The 14861-nt window shown below is 58.2% G+C and carries 21 protein-coding genes; 10 read left to right on the forward strand and 11 right to left on the reverse strand.

Annotated features, from left to right (window positions below):
• Positions 1-5: 5 nt before the first annotated feature.
• The 8 genes from hisG to ABH909_RS27865 all read right to left on the reverse strand — a co-directional run bounded on the left by hisG (position 6) and on the right by ABH909_RS27865 (position 5451).
• Positions 6-641 (reverse strand): ATP phosphoribosyltransferase, encoded by a 636-nt coding sequence (gene hisG, locus ABH909_RS27830; protein ID WP_007901570.1) that lies wholly within the window; start codon positions 639-641, stop codon positions 6-8.
• A gap of 126 nt (positions 642-767) precedes the next feature.
• Positions 768-2033: a UDP-N-acetylglucosamine 1-carboxyvinyltransferase gene (murA, locus tag ABH909_RS27835; protein ID WP_305423503.1), complete on the reverse strand. Its 1266-nt coding sequence runs from the start codon at positions 2031-2033 to the stop codon at positions 768-770.
• Positions 2034-2055: 22 nt separating this feature from the next.
• Positions 2056-2295, reverse strand: a complete 240-nt coding sequence (locus ABH909_RS27840; RefSeq protein ID WP_007912386.1) for a BolA family protein — start codon at positions 2293-2295, stop codon at positions 2056-2058.
• Between the two features lie 115 nt (positions 2296-2410).
• Positions 2411-2716, reverse strand: coding sequence for an STAS domain-containing protein (locus ABH909_RS27845; protein ID WP_429439344.1), 306 nt, complete (start codon positions 2714-2716; stop codon positions 2411-2413).
• Positions 2713-3366 (reverse strand): MlaC/ttg2D family ABC transporter substrate-binding protein, encoded by a 654-nt coding sequence (locus tag ABH909_RS27850; RefSeq protein WP_429439347.1) that lies wholly within the window; start codon positions 3364-3366, stop codon positions 2713-2715. The genes ABH909_RS27845 and ABH909_RS27850 overlap by 4 nt, the downstream gene beginning before the upstream one ends.
• Before the next feature lie 11 nt (positions 3367-3377).
• Positions 3378-3845: an outer membrane lipid asymmetry maintenance protein MlaD gene (mlaD, locus tag ABH909_RS27855; protein ID WP_095634832.1), complete on the reverse strand. Its 468-nt coding sequence runs from the start codon at positions 3843-3845 to the stop codon at positions 3378-3380.
• Entirely contained in the window at positions 3845-4642 is a 798-nt protein-coding gene (gene mlaE / locus ABH909_RS27860; RefSeq protein ID WP_123499001.1) for a lipid asymmetry maintenance ABC transporter permease subunit MlaE, read from the reverse strand. Before mlaE ends, mlaD begins: the two co-directional genes overlap by 1 nt.
• Complete coding sequence (locus ABH909_RS27865; RefSeq protein ID WP_429439350.1) at positions 4642-5451, reverse strand: ATP-binding cassette domain-containing protein; 810 nt, start codon at positions 5449-5451, stop codon at positions 4642-4644. Before ABH909_RS27865 ends, mlaE begins: the two co-directional genes overlap by 1 nt.
• 277 nt (positions 5452-5728) lie before the next feature.
• On the opposite strand from ABH909_RS27865, the gene ABH909_RS27870 reads away from it, so the two are divergent.
• The 10 genes from ABH909_RS27870 (at position 5729) to ABH909_RS27915 (ending at position 12762) form a co-directional block, all read left to right on the forward strand.
• A complete protein-coding gene (locus ABH909_RS27870; protein WP_429439353.1) occupies positions 5729-6703 on the forward strand; it encodes a KpsF/GutQ family sugar-phosphate isomerase in 975 nt (324 codons plus the stop codon).
• On the forward strand, positions 6703-7227 hold the full coding sequence (locus tag ABH909_RS27875; RefSeq protein WP_095634836.1) for a KdsC family phosphatase: 525 nt from the start codon (positions 6703-6705) through the stop codon (positions 7225-7227). The genes ABH909_RS27870 and ABH909_RS27875 overlap by 1 nt, the downstream gene beginning before the upstream one ends.
• Positions 7228-7234: 7 nt before the next feature.
• On the forward strand, positions 7235-7807 hold the full coding sequence (lptC, locus tag ABH909_RS27880) for an LPS export ABC transporter periplasmic protein LptC (RefSeq protein WP_429439357.1): 573 nt from the start codon (positions 7235-7237) through the stop codon (positions 7805-7807).
• On the forward strand, positions 7794-8342 hold the full coding sequence (gene lptA, locus ABH909_RS27885; RefSeq protein ID WP_030128010.1) for a lipopolysaccharide transport periplasmic protein LptA: 549 nt from the start codon (positions 7794-7796) through the stop codon (positions 8340-8342). The genes lptC and lptA overlap by 14 nt, the downstream gene beginning before the upstream one ends.
• Positions 8342-9067 (forward strand): LPS export ABC transporter ATP-binding protein, encoded by a 726-nt coding sequence (gene lptB / locus ABH909_RS27890; RefSeq protein ID WP_095634839.1) that lies wholly within the window; start codon positions 8342-8344, stop codon positions 9065-9067. Before lptA ends, lptB begins: the two co-directional genes overlap by 1 nt.
• 185 nt (positions 9068-9252) lie before the next feature.
• A complete protein-coding gene (locus tag ABH909_RS27895; RefSeq protein ID WP_032830276.1) occupies positions 9253-10746 on the forward strand; it encodes an RNA polymerase factor sigma-54 in 1494 nt (497 codons plus the stop codon).
• Positions 10747-10825: 79 nt separating this feature from the next.
• Entirely contained in the window at positions 10826-11134 is a 309-nt protein-coding gene (gene hpf / locus ABH909_RS27900; protein ID WP_003178005.1) for a ribosome hibernation-promoting factor, HPF/YfiA family, read from the forward strand.
• Positions 11135-11146: 12 nt separating this feature from the next.
• The gene (gene ptsN / locus ABH909_RS27905) at positions 11147-11611 is read left to right on the forward strand and encodes a PTS IIA-like nitrogen regulatory protein PtsN (protein WP_007901530.1); all 465 of its coding nucleotides are present in this window, start codon (positions 11147-11149) and stop codon (positions 11609-11611) included.
• 2 nt (positions 11612-11613) lie between these two features.
• Positions 11614-12471, forward strand: coding sequence for an RNase adapter RapZ (rapZ, locus tag ABH909_RS27910; RefSeq protein ID WP_123498993.1), 858 nt, complete (start codon positions 11614-11616; stop codon positions 12469-12471).
• A 15-nt stretch (positions 12472-12486) separates the two neighbouring features.
• Complete coding sequence (locus tag ABH909_RS27915; RefSeq protein WP_429439361.1) at positions 12487-12762, forward strand: HPr family phosphocarrier protein; 276 nt, start codon at positions 12487-12489, stop codon at positions 12760-12762.
• Positions 12763-12867: 105 nt separating this feature from the next.
• Here ABH909_RS27915 and ABH909_RS27920 read toward each other — a convergent pair whose 3' ends face one another.
• From ABH909_RS27920 to ABH909_RS27930, 3 genes are read right to left on the reverse strand one after another with little or no spacing between them, the layout of a single operon-like run.
• The gene (locus tag ABH909_RS27920; RefSeq protein WP_429439364.1) at positions 12868-13761 is read right to left on the reverse strand and encodes a ZIP family metal transporter; all 894 of its coding nucleotides are present in this window, start codon (positions 13759-13761) and stop codon (positions 12868-12870) included.
• Positions 13762-13791: 30 nt separating this feature from the next.
• Positions 13792-14397, reverse strand: coding sequence for a superoxide dismutase (locus ABH909_RS27925; protein WP_429439367.1), 606 nt, complete (start codon positions 14395-14397; stop codon positions 13792-13794).
• 1 nt (position 14398) lies between these two features.
• Positions 14399-14839 (reverse strand): hypothetical protein, encoded by a 441-nt coding sequence (locus tag ABH909_RS27930; protein WP_429439370.1) that lies wholly within the window; start codon positions 14837-14839, stop codon positions 14399-14401.
• Between the last annotated feature and the right edge of the window lie 22 nt (positions 14840-14861).

Consider the following 14861-nt stretch of genomic DNA (forward strand, 5'->3'; position numbering starts at 1 on the left):
GTAAATCAGCCGCGGTGTCGAGACTCCACTGCCTTGCGCAGGGTGTCGATCAACGCCTGGATACGGGCGTGTTGCATTTTCATCGAAGCTTTGTTGACGATCAGCCGGGAGCTGATGTCGGCAATGAAATCCTGGGGTTCCAGGCCATTGGCACGCAGGGTATTACCGGTATCGACCACGTCGATGATTTTGTCCGCCAGACCGATCAGCGGCGCCAGCTCCATCGAACCGTAGAGCTTGATGATGTCGACCTGACGGCCCTGCTCGGCGTAGTAGCGCTTGGCGACGTTGACGAATTTGGTCGCCACGCGCAGACGGCCCTTGGGCTCGACATCGCCGACACGGCCGGCGGTCATCAGCTTGCAGAGGGCAATTCGCAGGTCCAGAGGTTCGTACAGCCCCTGGCCGCCGTATTCCATCAGCACATCTTTACCGGCGACGCCGAGGTCCGCGGCACCATGCTCGACGTAGGTCGGCACATCGGTGGCGCGCACGATCAGCAGGCGCACATCGGCCTGGGTCGTAGGGATGATCAGCTTGCGGCTCTTGTCCGGATTCTCGGTCGGCACGATGCCCGCTTCAGCCAGAAGCGGCAGGGTGTCGTCAAGGATGCGGCCCTTGGACAGTGCGATAGTCAACATGGGAAACGTCAGTCCTTATCAAGGTACTCATGCCCGGTCGCAAATGGCGCCGGACACACATCGAGCCGGAAACCGGCTCGACTTCAACAAATCAACGAGCGCATCCTTGCGCCCATGCGGCAGAAACTAGCCCGGTACGCGGCGGATTTTCGCGCCGAGCATCTGCAGTTTCTCTTCGATGCACTCGTAACCACGGTCGATGTGGTAGATGCGGTCGATCAGGGTATCGCCTTCGGCGATCAGCGCCGAGATCACCAGGCTGGCCGAAGCACGCAGGTCGGTGGCCATTACTGGCGCGCCCTTGAGCTTTTCGATACCGGTGACGATGGCGGTGTTGCCTTCGACCTGGATGTGAGCGCCCATGCGGTGCAGTTCGTAAACGTGCATGAAGCGGTTTTCGAAGATCGTCTCGATCACCGCACCAGTGCCTTCGGCAATGGCGTTGAGGGAGATGAACTGCGCCTGCATGTCGGTCGGGAACGCCGGGTATGGAGCGGTCCGCACGTTAACGGCTTTTGGCCGCTTGCCGTGCATGTTCAGCTCGATCCAGTCTTCGCCGCAGGTGATTTCAGCACCCGATTCGCGAAGCTTTTCCAGAACGGCTTCGAGAATGGTCGGATCAGTGTCCTTGACCTTCACGCGACCGCCGGTTACCGCTGCCGCCACCAGGTAGGTGCCGGTTTCGATACGATCTGGCATTACTTTGTAGGTGGTCGGATGCAGACGCTCGACGCCATCGATGGTGATTGTGTCGGTGCCGGCACCGGATACCTTCGCGCCCATGGCATTCAGGAAGTTCGCCAGGTCGACGACTTCAGGCTCGCGAGCGGCGTTTGCCAGCACGCTGCGGCCCTTGGCCAGAGCGGCTGCCATCATGATGTTCTCGGTACCGGTCACGCTGACGGTATCGAAGAAGAAGTGCGCACCACGCAGGCCGCCTTCAGGAGCCTTGGCCTTGATGTAGCCACCTTCGACGTCAATCACCGCACCCATGGCTTCGAGGCCACGAATGTGCAGGTCGACCGGACGCGAACCGATGGCGCAACCGCCAGGCAGTGCGACTTCGGCTTCACCGAAACGGGCAACCATCGGACCCAGCACCAGGATCGAGGCCCGCATGGTTTTCACCAGCTCGTACGGCGCGATCAGGGTCTTGATGGTGCGCGGGTCGATTTCGACACTGAGCTTCTCGTCGATCACCGGCTCGATGCCCATGCGACCGAACAGCTCGATCATGGTGGTGATGTCGTGCAGGTGCGGCAGGTTGGCAACGGTCACCGGGCCATCGCACAGCAGGGTTGCAGCCAGGATCGGCAGGGCAGAGTTCTTTGCCCCGGAGATGCGGATTTCGCCGTCAAGACGAGCACCGCCAGTAATAATCAATTTATCCATAAGAATCTCGACGCCCTTGGGCTCAGGTGCGCTCGGCCCAGGCCGCGCTGCTGAAAAATTTCATAGTGACCGCATGGATGCTGCCATCGGTGATCCATGGGTTCAAATGGGCATAGATCTGCTGCTGACGCTTCACCGGGCTCAACGCCGCCAGTTCATCGCTAATCACGTTCAGCTGAAAGTTGCAGCCTTCGCCCTCGACTTCTACTAGGGTTCCTGGCAGCTTTCCTTCAAGGAAGCTCTTCACTTCTACGGCCTGCATGCTCAACCTCAATCGGCGCCCTGTGCGCGCGGGTCGGACATCATACAAAAAAGCCCCGCGCCTGCGAACCCCGCATTCACAGGACTCTGACGGGGGGCTTCTTTATAGATGCGGTTCAGGGGTGCGCCAACAGCTCGGTCAATTCGCTGACCTGAGCGATTTCGCGCATATCGTCGGGCATCGCGCGAATGCTCAGGGCCTTGCCGGCTGCCTGGGCATCGCGCATGAAACACAGCAACAGCGACAAGCCGACACTGCTGGACTTCTCTACCGCTGAGCAATCAACCACCAGCGCAGCCGCGTTGCTGGACTTGATCAGCGCCTGCCCCTGCTTGCGCAAGTTCGGGCCTGTTCGGTAATCCAGCACGCCACTGAGCAGCAGCTCGCCCGCTTCGCTCATGCGAATGACCGACTCACTCATTGGGCTTGCGTCTCGGTAGCTTGTTCGGTGACTTCCTTGGCCTTGGCGACTTCACCGGCCCAACCATCGATGGTTTTGTCCAGATCGTTGCCATTGCGCTGCATCGCATCAGCGAACTGATCGCGGAACAGCTTGCCAATGTTGATACCGTTGATGATCACGTTGCGCAGCTTCCACTCGCCATTGATCTTTTCAAGCGTGTAAGACACAGGATAGATCGCGCCGCTGCTGCTCTTGACCGTCATGCCAACGCTGGTACGGTCGCCTGACTCATCCTTTGCGGGATCGACGACGATGCCCTGGTTGTCGTACTCAAGCAACGCATTGCCATAGAACTGGAACAGGCCCCTTTTGAAGTTTTCGACGAACCTTTGCATCTGCTCGGGCGTAGCCTTGCGCGAATACTTGACCGTCATGATGCTTTTGGAAATACCTTCGGCATCCACCACAGGGCCGACGATGGTATTCAGCGCCGTGTAAAAGTCTTGCGGGTCCTGCTTGTACTTTTCCTTGTTGGCGGCAAGATCCGCCAACAACCGGTTGGTGGTGTCCTGCACCAGTTCGTGCGCCGACTGTGCCGCCACGGCGTTAGCCATCAACGGCAAGGCCGCGAGTATCACCAACAGGCCACGTCGCAAGATAGAGATCATTCAAAAGCTCCTCATTTAGCGTCTTTGCTAACGGTATTGAGCAGGAATTTACCGATCAGGTCTTCAAGCACCAGCGACGACTGCGTGTCGTGGATGGTTCCCCCTTCCTTGAGCAGGGCTTCTTCCCCGCCCACGCTGATACCGATGTATTTCTCACCCAACAGGCCAGCGGTCAGGATAGATGCAGTGGAGTCGGTCGGCAGATTATCTACGCGTTTTTCCAGTTGCATGGTCACCCGACCGGTGAAGCTGTCGCGATCCAGATCGATTGCAGTGACTTTGCCGATGGTGACACCGGCCATGGTCACCTTGGCTCTGACCGTCAAACCGGCGATATTGTCAAAATATGCATAAAGTTTATAAGTATCGGTGCTCGCCGTCGGAGCCAGACCACTGACCCGCAGCGCAAGCAACAGCAAAGCCAGGATGCCAGCCAGCAAGAAAAGGCCGACACCGATTTCCAGGGTGCGGTTTTGCATCAGAAATCTCCAAACATCAAGGCGGTCAAAATAAAGTCCAGGCCGAGCACAGCCAAAGAGGCATACACCACGGTCTTGGTAGTGGCACGACTGATCCCCTCGGAAGTGGGCTCGCAGTCATAGCCTTGGAATACGGCGATCCAGGTCACGACGAAGGCAAAAACCATGCTTTTGATAATGCCGTTAAGCACATCGTCGACAAACGTCACGCTGTTTTGCATGTTCGACCAGTAGGAGCCTTCATAGACCCCCAACCAGTCGACGGCCACCCACGAACCGCCCCAGATACCCACCACGCTGAAAATCGTCGTCAGCACCGGCAAGGAAATGAAGCCGGCCCACAGGCGCGGGGCAATGATGTACTTGAGCGGGTCGACCCCGATCATTTCCAGGCTGGACAATTGCTCGGTGGATTTCATGTTGCCGATTTCGGCGGTCAGCGCCGAACCTGCGCGCCCGGCGAACAGCAAGGCCGTGACCACCGGCCCCAGCTCACGCAGCAGCGTCAATGCAACCATCTGCCCGACGGCCTGTTCCGAACCGTAGCTGGACAGGATATTGAACCCCTGCAGGGCCAGCACCATGCCGATGAACACCCCGGAGACCACGATGATCACCAGGGACATTACGCCCACCGAATGTAGCTGCTTGACCAGCAAGCCAAAGCCGCCGCCGATGCCGCCACGACCGAGCAAGGCATGGAACAGGAACAACGCCGAACGCCCGAACACCGCCATCACATCGATGCCGGCATGACCGAAACGGCGCACCCTTTCTATTAGTGTGATCTTGCGCATCAACGCTTCCCCAGAAGATCTGCGCGGTAATCCGGCGCTGGAAAGTGGTATGCGACCGGGCCGTCGGGTTCGCCAGTCAGGAATTGACGAATACGTGGCTCATCCGATTTCATCAGATCCTTGGGCGAGCCTTGCCCCAACACTTGCCCGTCGCCCACCACAATGAGGTGGTCGGCGATGCTTGCCGTCTCGGCCAGGTCGTGGGAGACCACGATACTGGTGATGTTCAGCGCATCGTTGAGCAGGCGGATCAGGCGCACCAGCACGCCCATGGCGATCGGGTCCTGGCCGACGAAGGGCTCGTCGTACATAAGAATTCGCGGGTCGAGTGCAATTGCCCGGGCCAGTGCCACACGACGTTTCATGCCGCCGGACAATTCGTCAGGCATCAGGTCGATGGCGCCACGCAAGCCAACAGCCTGCAATTTGAGCAGGACAATGTCGCGGATCATTTCTTCGGGCAACGCTGTATGAACACGCAGCGGAAAGGCGACGTTCTCGAACACATCAAGGTCGGTAAACAATGCACCGCTCTGAAACAGCACACCCATGTGCTTGCGCGCATCGAACAGATCGTTGCGCGACAGTGTTGGCAGATTCTGGCCATTGACCCAGACTTCGCCGCTGGTGGGGCGCAATTGCGCGCCTATCAGCCGCAATAGCGTGGTCTTGCCACACCCGGAAGGGCCCATGATACCGGTGACCTTGCCGCGCGGGATGCGGATATCGACGTTATTGAAAATGCTGCGCGTACCGCGCTTGAAGGTCAGTCCCTTCAGCTCGACCGCGTAGGCGTTATCGGCACTCATCTAAACTCCTTGCGATGCAGCCTCTCACTCGGACGCCTGGCTTTCTGGCGAAAGCACATACCTCCCCGGGCAGGCCGAACTGGCGGCGAACTATATCACTGCAAAGCTCAAGCGCCCAAGGCCCAAGCCGGACCTGTTCAGCAACATGACCGCCTGAAGTCATCTATTTAAAGGGGATTCGGTAACAAGGAATGACAAACCGCGACGAACTAGCGTGAGGGTTTTGATCATTACCGTTATAATCGCCGCCTTTTCATCAGGCTATTTGATTTCCGACATGAACCAATCCAGCGACCTGATTCAATCCGCACAACGTACCATCCGTTTGGAACTGGAAGCCGTACAAGGCTTGCTACCCCATATCGATGCAAATTTCGTACGTGCGTGCGAGATGATTCTGGCCAGCAAAGGCCGCGTGGTCGTGGTCGGCATGGGCAAATCGGGGCACATCGGCAACAAGATTGCCGCCACCCTGGCCAGCACCGGCACCACGGCCTTCTTCGTGCATCCGGCCGAAGCCAGCCATGGCGACATGGGCATGATCACCCGTGATGACATCATTCTGGCGCTGTCGAACTCCGGCTCCACCAATGAGATCGTCACCTTGCTGCCGCTGATCAAACGCCAGGGCATTCAGATGATCAGCCTGACCGGTAACCCCGAGTCGCCACTGGCCAAGGCAGCGGAAGTCAACCTCAATGCAAGCGTCGAACACGAAGCCTGCCCGCTGAATCTGGCCCCCACCTCGTCAACCACTGCAGCACTGGTCATGGGCGATGCTCTCGCCGTTGCCTTGCTTGAAGCTCGCGGCTTTACCGCTGAAGATTTCGCGTTCTCTCATCCCGGTGGCGCCCTTGGTCGCCGCTTGCTACTGAAAGTGGAAAACGTCATGCATGCCGGCACCGAATTGCCGCAAGTGCTGTGCGGTACGCTGCTCAAGGATGCCTTGATGGAAATGACCCGCAAGGGATTGGGCATGACCGTCATACTAAATACCGATGGAAAACTCGCCGGGATCTTCACCGACGGCGACCTGCGCCGCACGCTGGACCGCACCATCGATATCCACAGCACCACCATTGATGAAGTGATGACCGCCCACGGCAAGACCGCCCGCGCCGAGATGCTCGCCGCCGAGGCCCTGAAAATCATGGAAGACCACAAGATCAACGCACTGGTAGTGGTCGACAGCGAAGACCGTCCGGTCGGCGCCTTGAACATGCACGATTTGCTGCGTGCAGGAGTAATGTAATGAGCACGGACCTGCTGCAACGCGGCAAACAGATCAAACTGGCGGTGTTCGACGTCGATGGCGTGCTGACCGACGGGCGCCTGTACTTCCTCGAAGACGGTAGCGAATTCAAGACATTCAATACCCTCGACGGCCAAGGCATCAAGATGTTGATGGCCGCGGGCGTGCAGACCGCTATCATCAGCGGCCGCAAGACCCCGGTGGTTGAACGGCGCGCGAAGAACCTCGGCATTGCGCACCTTTATCAGGGGCGCGAAGACAAACTGGTGGTGCTCGACGAACTTCTTGGCCAGCTCAACCTGAGCTATGAACAAGTGGCCTATCTGGGCGACGACCTGCCGGACCTGCCGGTGATTCGCCGCGTAGGCCTTGGCATGGCGGTGGCCAGCGCTGCCAGTTTCGTGCGCGAACACGCCCACGGCATCACCCAGGCCCGCGGTGGCGAGGGGGCCGCTCGCGAATTCTGCGAATTGATCCTGCGCGCCCAGGGCCACCTTGATGCGGCCAATGCCGCGTATCTGTGAGCCCATCATGCTGAGCAAAAAAATTCGTAACATCCTGGTGTTCGGTTGCATCGCTGCGATTTTTGCAGCGGTCGGCTACTGGAACATCAGCCCCGAACGCTTCCTCGACAAGCCAGCGGTGAAGGTCGATGAAAGCGCGATCGATTATTACGCCATCAACGCCCATAGCGTGCAGTACCTGCCCGACGGCAAACTGCAATACGAGATGACGTCGGACAAGGTCGAACACGTGAAAGCGAGCGAGGTGACGCTGCTGACCAATCCGGATCTGAACATGTTCCGCGGCACCGAATTCCCCTGGCACGTCCAGAGCGAGCGCGGCGAAGTCAACCCGGACGGCACTCAGGTCGAGCTGATTGACTCGGTACGTATCACACGTTTCGACGAAAAAAACCGCAAAACCCTGATTACCACCACCCGTATGACAGTGTTCCCGCAGCAGCAATATGCGCAGACCGATCAACCCGTTAGAATCGACGGCGCTGGCGGTGTATCGACAGGCAACGGAATGAAAGCGTACTTGAAAGAAAGCAGGATACACCTGCTATCGAACGTAAGAGGACAGTATGAGGCTCGTTAAAACTCTCCCTATTTTGCTCAGTCTGGGCGCAGCACTGGGAAGCGTGAGCGCCTGGGCTCTGCCGAACGATCAAGAGCAACCTATCCGCATTCAGGCCGACGATGCCCAACTGGACGACAAGAACGGCGTTGCCACCTATAAGGGCGATGTGATCATCACCCAAGGCTCGATGAAGGTCACCGGCAATACCGTGACCATCACCCGCACCCCGGCCGGCGACATCGACGTGGTGACTTCGGTGGGCAACCTCGCCTACTTCGAGCAACTGCAAACGGCGGGCGACACCAAGCCGGTTCAGGGCTACGGCGTAACTATCCAGTACCACGCCTCGCAAAACCGTGTCGTGCTGATCGATCGCGCCAAAGTCATCGATAAGGACAACAACGTCACCCAAGGCGAGAAAATCGTCTACGACACGGTCAAAAAGCTTGCGAGCGCCGGTCGCGCCACGGGCAACAAGGTCACCGAGGCACGCCCTCGCATCGACATGGTGATCCAGCCGAAGAAGAAAACCGACGAGCAAAAGGCCCAGTAATGGCAACTCTGAAAGCTCAGCATCTGGCCAAGAGCTACAAGAGCCGTCAGGTCGTGCGCGATGTCAGCCTGTCCATCGACAGCGGACAGATCGTCGGTCTGCTTGGCCCTAATGGTGCCGGTAAAACTACCTGTTTCTACATGATTGTGGGTCTGGTGCAGGCCGATCAAGGCCGAGTATTGATCGACGACCTGGATGTCAGCCACCAGCCGATGCACGGTCGTGCGAAGGCAGGTATCGGTTATCTTCCGCAAGAAGCGTCGATCTTCCGCAAACTGTCGGTGGCCGACAACATCATGGCCATCCTCGAGACCCGCAAGGAACTCGACAAGGCCGGTCGTCGCCAAGAGCTGGAAAGCCTGATGCAGGAGTTCCACATCCATCACATCCGCGACAATCTCGGCATGAGCCTGTCCGGTGGTGAACGCCGCCGCGTGGAAATCGCCCGGGCACTGGCTACCAACCCGAAATTCATCCTCCTCGACGAACCTTTCGCCGGCGTGGACCCGATTTCGGTGGGCGATATCAAGCAAATCATCCATCACCTCAAGGCCAAAGGCATTGGCGTGCTAATCACGGACCACAACGTTCGTGAGACTCTGGATATCTGCGAAACCGCCTACATCGTCAACGATGGCCAACTGATTGCTGAAGGTGACTCCGCCACCATCCTTGCCAATGAACTGGTCAAGGAAGTGTATCTGGGCCACGAGTTCCGCCTGTAAGCACCTGAGGTGCCCGGGTCGCCTAGGGAGCACTCGCTTCAATAAAAAATCAATAACTTTTTATTGTTACAGCGCTCTAGGCAAACACTTCAGTTTCGGGCATATAATTTGCTTATGTTTGGCGCTTCGGCGCCCTGTAGTGGATGGCGCATGTGCGCCGGCGAATAAGGTGTTAAGCCCCTGCCATGAAACCATCGCTAGTCTTGAGAATGGGCCAGCAGCTGACGATGACACCGCAGCTGCAACAGGCCATCCGCCTGCTCCAATTGTCGACCCTGGACCTGCAACAGGAAATCCAGGAGGCCCTGGAGTCCAATCCGATGCTCGAACGCCAGGAAGAAGGCGACGACTTCGATAACGCCGACCCCTTGGCCGATAGCGCCGAACAGAAACCCAACGCCGACATTCAGGAACCCTCCTACCAGGAAACCGCCCCGACGGTGGACAACCTTGAGGAAGGCGACTGGAACGAGCGTATCCCCAACGAATTGCCCGTCGACACAGCCTGGGAGGATGTCTACCAGACCAGCGCCAGCAGCCTGCCGAGCAACGATGACGACGAGTGGGACTTCACCACCCGCACATCGGTCGGTGAAAGCCTGCAAAGCCATTTGCTCTGGCAACTGAACCTGGCACCGATGTCCGACACCGATCGCCTGATCGCCGTGACCCTGATCGATTGCATCAACAATCAGGGCTACCTGGACGAAACCCTCGAGGAAATCCTCGAAGCGTTCGACCCGGAACTGGACATCGAACTGGACGAAATCGAAGCCGTGCTGCACCGCATCCAGCAATTCGAACCCGCTGGCATCGGCGCCCGCAACCTTGGTGAATGCCTGCTACTGCAACTGCGCCAGTTGTCCGCCAAGACCCCTTGGCTGGCCGAAGCCAAGCGCCTGGTCACCGATTACATCGACCTGCTCGGCAGCCGCGATTACAGCCAGCTGATGCGCCGCATGAAGCTCAAGGAAGATGAGCTGCGCCAGGTCATCGAATTGGTCCAGAGCCTCAACCCACGCCCGGGTTCACAGATCGAGTCCACCGAAGCCGAATACGTCGTTCCCGACGTGATTGTGCGCAAGGACAACGAACGCTGGCTGGTGGAGCTGAACCAGGAGTCGGTGCCACGCTTGCGGGTCAACGCCCAATACGCCGGTTTCGTGCGCCGCGCCGACACCAGCGCTGACAATACTTTCATGCGTAATCAGCTGCAGGAGGCTCGATGGTTCATCAAGAGCCTGCAAAGCCGCAATGAAACCCTGATGAAAGTCGCCACCCAGATCGTCGAGCATCAACGCGGCTTTCTCGAATACGGTGACGAGGCCATGAAGCCGTTGGTGCTGCATGACATCGCCGAAGCAGTCGGCATGCATGAATCGACGATCTCACGGGTGACCACGCAAAAATTCATGCATACCCCACGGGGCATCTATGAATTGAAATACTTTTTCTCCAGCCACGTCAGTACCTCCGAAGGCGGTGAATGCTCGTCCACGGCCATCCGCGCGATCATCAAAAAACTGGTTGCGGCGGAAAATCAGAAAAAGCCGTTGAGTGACAGCAAGATCGCTGGTTTACTGGAGGCACAAGGCATTCAGGTAGCCCGTCGCACCGTCGCCAAGTACCGCGAATCCCTGGGAATCGCGCCTTCCAGCGAACGTAAGCGGTTGATGTAGCCGTCGGGCTCGCCACAGCGTTCCAGTGGCAGGCATTTCTGCCTGCCGCTTTATGCACTGGCAACGAAGGAGAAGCTGTATGCAAGTCAACATCAGTGGACACCAACTGGAAGTGACCGAACCCCTGCGCACCTACATCGGCGAAAAACTCGACCGGTTAGAGAGGCATTTCGACAAGATCACCAATGTGCAAGTCACGATGAACGTCGAAAAACTGCTGCAGAAAATCGAAGCCACGCTGCATATTCCCGGCGGAGAAGTGGTCGCCAATGCCGAGCATACGGACATGTATGCCGCCATCGACCTGCTGACCGACAAGCTGGATCGCCAACTTAAAAAGCATAAGGAAAAGACCCAGAGCCTCCTCCAGGGCGCGACCGGTCGTTAACACCCCCAATCCATGATCCGACTAGAAACCATCCTGACCCCCGGCCGTTCCCAAGTGAACGCGCCGGGTGGCAGTAAAAAGAAAGCCCTCGAACAAATTGCCAACCTTATCCACCGCGAAGTACCGGATCTGGAAATGCAGGACGTCTTCGAGGCCCTGATTGCCCGTGAGAAACTCGGTTCTACCGGTTTCGGCAACGGCATCGCCATCCCCCATTGCCGGCTCAAAGGCTGCACCTCGCCAATCAGTGCGCTGCTGCACCTGGAAGCCCCTATCGATTTCGATGCCATTGACGGCGCCCCGGTTGACCTGCTGTTTGTGCTTCTGGTCCCGGAAGCCGCCACCGATGCACACCTGGAATTGCTGCGCCAGATCGCCAGCATGCTGGATCGCAAGGAAGTGCGTGAAAAACTGCGTAGCGCCCCGAGCAACGAAGCCTTGTATCAGGTTGTCCTGGACGAGCAGAACGGTCACTAATCATGCGCCTGATCATCGTCAGCGGCCGCTCCGGCTCAGGTAAAAGTACCGCCCTCGATGTGCTCGAGGACAACGGCTATTACTGCATCGACAATCTGCCTGCCGGCTTGCTACCGGAACTGGCGGAACGCGCGCTGATTCACACAGAGCTGGCACAACCGCTGGTGGCCGTGTCCATCGATGCACGCAACCTGCCAAGCCACCTGTCACGGTTCCCCGAATTGCTGGAAGAGGTCCGCAGCCGACATATCCAGTGCGATGTGCTGTATCTGGACGCCGACGAAGAAACCTTGCTCAAGCGCTTTTCGGAAACTCGCCGTCGTCACCCCTTGAGCAGCGCCAATCGTTCGCTGGCGGAGGCGATCCAGGATGAAACCAATCTGCTGGGGCCTATCGCCGATCTGGCCGATCTCAAGGTCAACACCACCAATCTGAACCTGTATCAGTTACGCGATACCATCAAATTGCGCCTGCTTAATCAGCCGGAGCCCGGCACTGCGTTCCTGGTGGAATCTTTCGGGTTCAAGCGTGGCATGCCGGTGGATGCCGATCTGGTATTCGACGTGCGCTGCCTGCCCAACCCTTACTGGAAGCCGGAGCTACGAGCACAGTCCGGGCTCGATCAACCGGTGGCCGAGTACCTGGCGGCACAGCCGGACGTCGAAGAGATGTTCCAGGACATTTCCTCCTACCTGCTCAAGTGGCTGCCCCGTTTTGCTGCCAGCAATCGCGCCTATGTCACCATTGCCATTGGCTGCACTGGCGGACATCACCGCTCTGTCTACCTGACCGAACGTCTGGGTCAGGTCCTGCAAAAAACCCTGAAGAACGTCCAGGTCCGCCACCGCGACCTCAGCTAAAGGATTCACATCGCGATGCCTGCTCTGGAAATCGAAATCATCAACAAGCTGGGTTTGCATGCCCGCGCGTCTGCAAAATTCGTGGGTGTGGCGGGTCAGTTTCCTGGTACCACGATCCGGGTCGGGCGCACGCCTGAATCGACAGTCGACGGCAAGAGCATCATGGCGATGATGATGCTGGCCGCCGGCAAAGGCACCAGAATCCACCTGATTACCGAAGGCGAACAGGAGCAGGAAGCGCTGGATGCACTGGTGAAGCTGATCAACAACTACTTTGACGAAGGCGAGTAAAAGTCAAAAGATCGCAGCCTCGTTTCACTCGACAGCTCCTACAAGGATCTGCATACAGTAGGAGCTGTCGAGTGAAACGAGGCTGCGATCTTTTGATCCTGTTTTTCAAGCCAACGATGTATCCATCACCATCATCAGACAAAAGCCGATCAGCAGCCCAAGGCTGGCCAGTTTGTCGTGACCATGGCGGCGCGATTCGGGGATGACTTCGTGAGTCACCACCAGCAACATCGCACCGGCCGCCAGTGCCAGCCCCAAAGGCAACAGCAGTTCGGCCAGGCTCACCAGCCAGGCGCATAACAATGCAAAGACCGGCTCGACCAATCCTGAGGCCGCACCGATCAGGAACGCCTTGACCCGCGACATCCCTGCCCCGGCCAACACCAACGCAATGACCAGTCCTTCTGGCACATCCTGCAAGGCGATGCCCATGGCCAGACTGTCGGCGTCAGGCATGCCACCGCCGGCCGAGACGCCAACCGCCATGCCTTCGGGGATGTTGTGGGCAATGATGGCAAACACAAACAACCAGATCCGCGGTGGGATCACCGATCGCTTCAGTGTCCCCACGAGCATTTCGGGCGTAGCGCCAGATACCCTGCGATCCACCAGAAACAACCCGAATGCGCCCAGCAGGATGCCGAAGCTGATCAGGCCGCTGGCCGCCCAAGGCGTCAGCCCGAGGTTTTCTGCCGCGGCAATGCCCGGCACGATCAGCGAAAACGCCGTCGCGGCGAGCATCACCCCGGCTCCGAAACCGAGCAATATGTCGCTGACTGCCTGAGGCATCTGCCGAATCACCAGCACCGGCACCGCGCCCAAAGCCGTACCCAAGGCACAAATCGCCCCGCCTTGCAGGGCGCGCTGCAGTTTCGGTTCGAGATCCAGCCAGCTCAGCCCTTGGGCAGCCAATAACGTCATGCCCGCCAGCAGCAACAACGATCCCAGTGCATAACGAAACATTCGTCCACTTCCGACCGCAAGTGTTTCAGTGCCCATAGTCAGCCCTGGATTGTTTTTATAGAAGACTTAAACAGCCTGATAACGCGCAGCGACTTCAGGCCAATTGATCACGTTGTAGAACGCATTGATGTAATCCGGACGACGGTTCTGATAACGCAGGTAATAAGCATGTTCCCAGACGTCCAGGCCGAGGATCGGCGTATTGCCGTTCATCAATGGGCTGTCCTGGTTGCCGCTGCTTTCAACGACCAAGTTCTTTTGCGGCGTCACACTCAACCAGGCCCAACCGCTGCCGAAACGAGTCAGTGCAGCTTTGGTGAAGGCCTCCTTGAAGCTGTCGAGACCACCCAGCTGTTCGTCGATCGCCTTGGCCAGCGCGCCTTCGGGTTGGCCTCCACCGTTGGGTGCCATCACTTTCCAGAACAACGAATGGTTGGCATGCCCGCCGCCCTGATTGATCACTGCCGCACGGAGCTTTTCCGGCAATTGCTGGACAGCCGCCACCAGTTTTTCCACGGGCCATTCAGCAAATTCAGTGCCTTCGACTGCAGCGTTGAGGTTATTGATGTAGGTCTGGTGGTGTTTGGTGTAGTGGATTTCCATGGTTTGCGCATCGATGTGCGGTTCCAGGGCGTCGTAGGCGTACGGCAAGGCAGGCAAGGTAAAAGCCATTTCAATGAACTCCATGTTGTAAGGGCACAGGCTGATGCGAGGGCGAAGCGGTGTCGGTGCGCAGCAATCTGTGGGTGCGCGGATACTCGCCGTGTTCGCTGATGAAATTCAGTAGCTCGACATAGGTTTTGCTGCTCTGGCGTAGGGCGGCTTCACGCAAGGCCGGCGCCAGTCGCGGATCCTGCATGGTCTGCAACAGCCGTTGATGGATCGCGCACAGGTACTCGGCGCTCTCCTCCGGCTGGTTCAGACGCAGGTGCAGGTCCGCCAGGTTATGGTGGGAAATCACGCAAGCCGCCACCGCCTCGTCGGCATCCGCCCAGCGCTCGAACAACACCTGGGCCAGGGCCAATGCCTGTAAATAAGCCTCGCGGGCATCGACCAGCTCGCCCAGCATGAAACAGCGATTTGCTCTTGCGATCGTGCGTTTCCAGTGCTCCATGGTGAGCCTCCAAAGCGGTTGC

Origin of the sequence: Pseudomonas sp. BS3782 TE3695 (genome assembly GCF_050435305.1) — a bacterium.
Taxonomy (GTDB): Bacteria; Pseudomonadota; Gammaproteobacteria; order Pseudomonadales; family Pseudomonadaceae; genus Aquipseudomonas.

Bases quoted from the DNA above. Each gene is read 5' to 3' on its own strand.
- hisG (WP_007901570.1), bottom strand. From the start codon at position 641: ATGTTGACTATCGCACTGTCCAAGGGCCGCATCCTTGACGACACCCTG.
- murA (WP_305423503.1), bottom strand. From the start codon at position 2,033: ATGGATAAATTGATTATTACTGGCGGTGCTCGTCTTGACGGCGAAATC.
- ABH909_RS27840 (WP_007912386.1), bottom strand. From the start codon at position 2,295: ATGCAGGCCGTAGAAGTGAAGAGCTTCCTTGAAGGAAAGCTGCCAGGA.
- ABH909_RS27845 (WP_429439344.1), bottom strand. From the start codon at position 2,716: ATGAGTGAGTCGGTCATTCGCATGAGCGAAGCGGGCGAGCTGCTGCTC.
- ABH909_RS27850 (WP_429439347.1), bottom strand. From the start codon at position 3,366: ATGATCTCTATCTTGCGACGTGGCCTGTTGGTGATACTCGCGGCCTTG.
- mlaD (WP_095634832.1), bottom strand. From the start codon at position 3,845: ATGCAAAACCGCACCCTGGAAATCGGTGTCGGCCTTTTCTTGCTGGCT.
- mlaE (WP_123499001.1), bottom strand. From the start codon at position 4,642: ATGCGCAAGATCACACTAATAGAAAGGGTGCGCCGTTTCGGTCATGCC.
- ABH909_RS27865 (WP_429439350.1), bottom strand. From the start codon at position 5,451: ATGAGTGCCGATAACGCCTACGCGGTCGAGCTGAAGGGACTGACCTTC.
- ABH909_RS27870 (WP_429439353.1), top strand. From the start codon at position 5,729: ATGAACCAATCCAGCGACCTGATTCAATCCGCACAACGTACCATCCGT.
- ABH909_RS27875 (WP_095634836.1), top strand. From the start codon at position 6,703: ATGAGCACGGACCTGCTGCAACGCGGCAAACAGATCAAACTGGCGGTG.
- lptC (WP_429439357.1), top strand. From the start codon at position 7,235: ATGCTGAGCAAAAAAATTCGTAACATCCTGGTGTTCGGTTGCATCGCT.
- lptA (WP_030128010.1), top strand. From the start codon at position 7,794: ATGAGGCTCGTTAAAACTCTCCCTATTTTGCTCAGTCTGGGCGCAGCA.
- lptB (WP_095634839.1), top strand. From the start codon at position 8,342: ATGGCAACTCTGAAAGCTCAGCATCTGGCCAAGAGCTACAAGAGCCGT.
- ABH909_RS27895 (WP_032830276.1), top strand. From the start codon at position 9,253: ATGAAACCATCGCTAGTCTTGAGAATGGGCCAGCAGCTGACGATGACA.
- hpf (WP_003178005.1), top strand. From the start codon at position 10,826: ATGCAAGTCAACATCAGTGGACACCAACTGGAAGTGACCGAACCCCTG.
- ptsN (WP_007901530.1), top strand. From the start codon at position 11,147: ATGATCCGACTAGAAACCATCCTGACCCCCGGCCGTTCCCAAGTGAAC.
- rapZ (WP_123498993.1), top strand. From the start codon at position 11,614: ATGCGCCTGATCATCGTCAGCGGCCGCTCCGGCTCAGGTAAAAGTACC.
- ABH909_RS27915 (WP_429439361.1), top strand. From the start codon at position 12,487: ATGCCTGCTCTGGAAATCGAAATCATCAACAAGCTGGGTTTGCATGCC.
- ABH909_RS27920 (WP_429439364.1), bottom strand. From the start codon at position 13,761: ATGGGCACTGAAACACTTGCGGTCGGAAGTGGACGAATGTTTCGTTAT.
- ABH909_RS27925 (WP_429439367.1), bottom strand. From the start codon at position 14,397: ATGGCTTTTACCTTGCCTGCCTTGCCGTACGCCTACGACGCCCTGGAA.
- ABH909_RS27930 (WP_429439370.1), bottom strand. From the start codon at position 14,839: ATGGAGCACTGGAAACGCACGATCGCAAGAGCAAATCGCTGTTTCATG.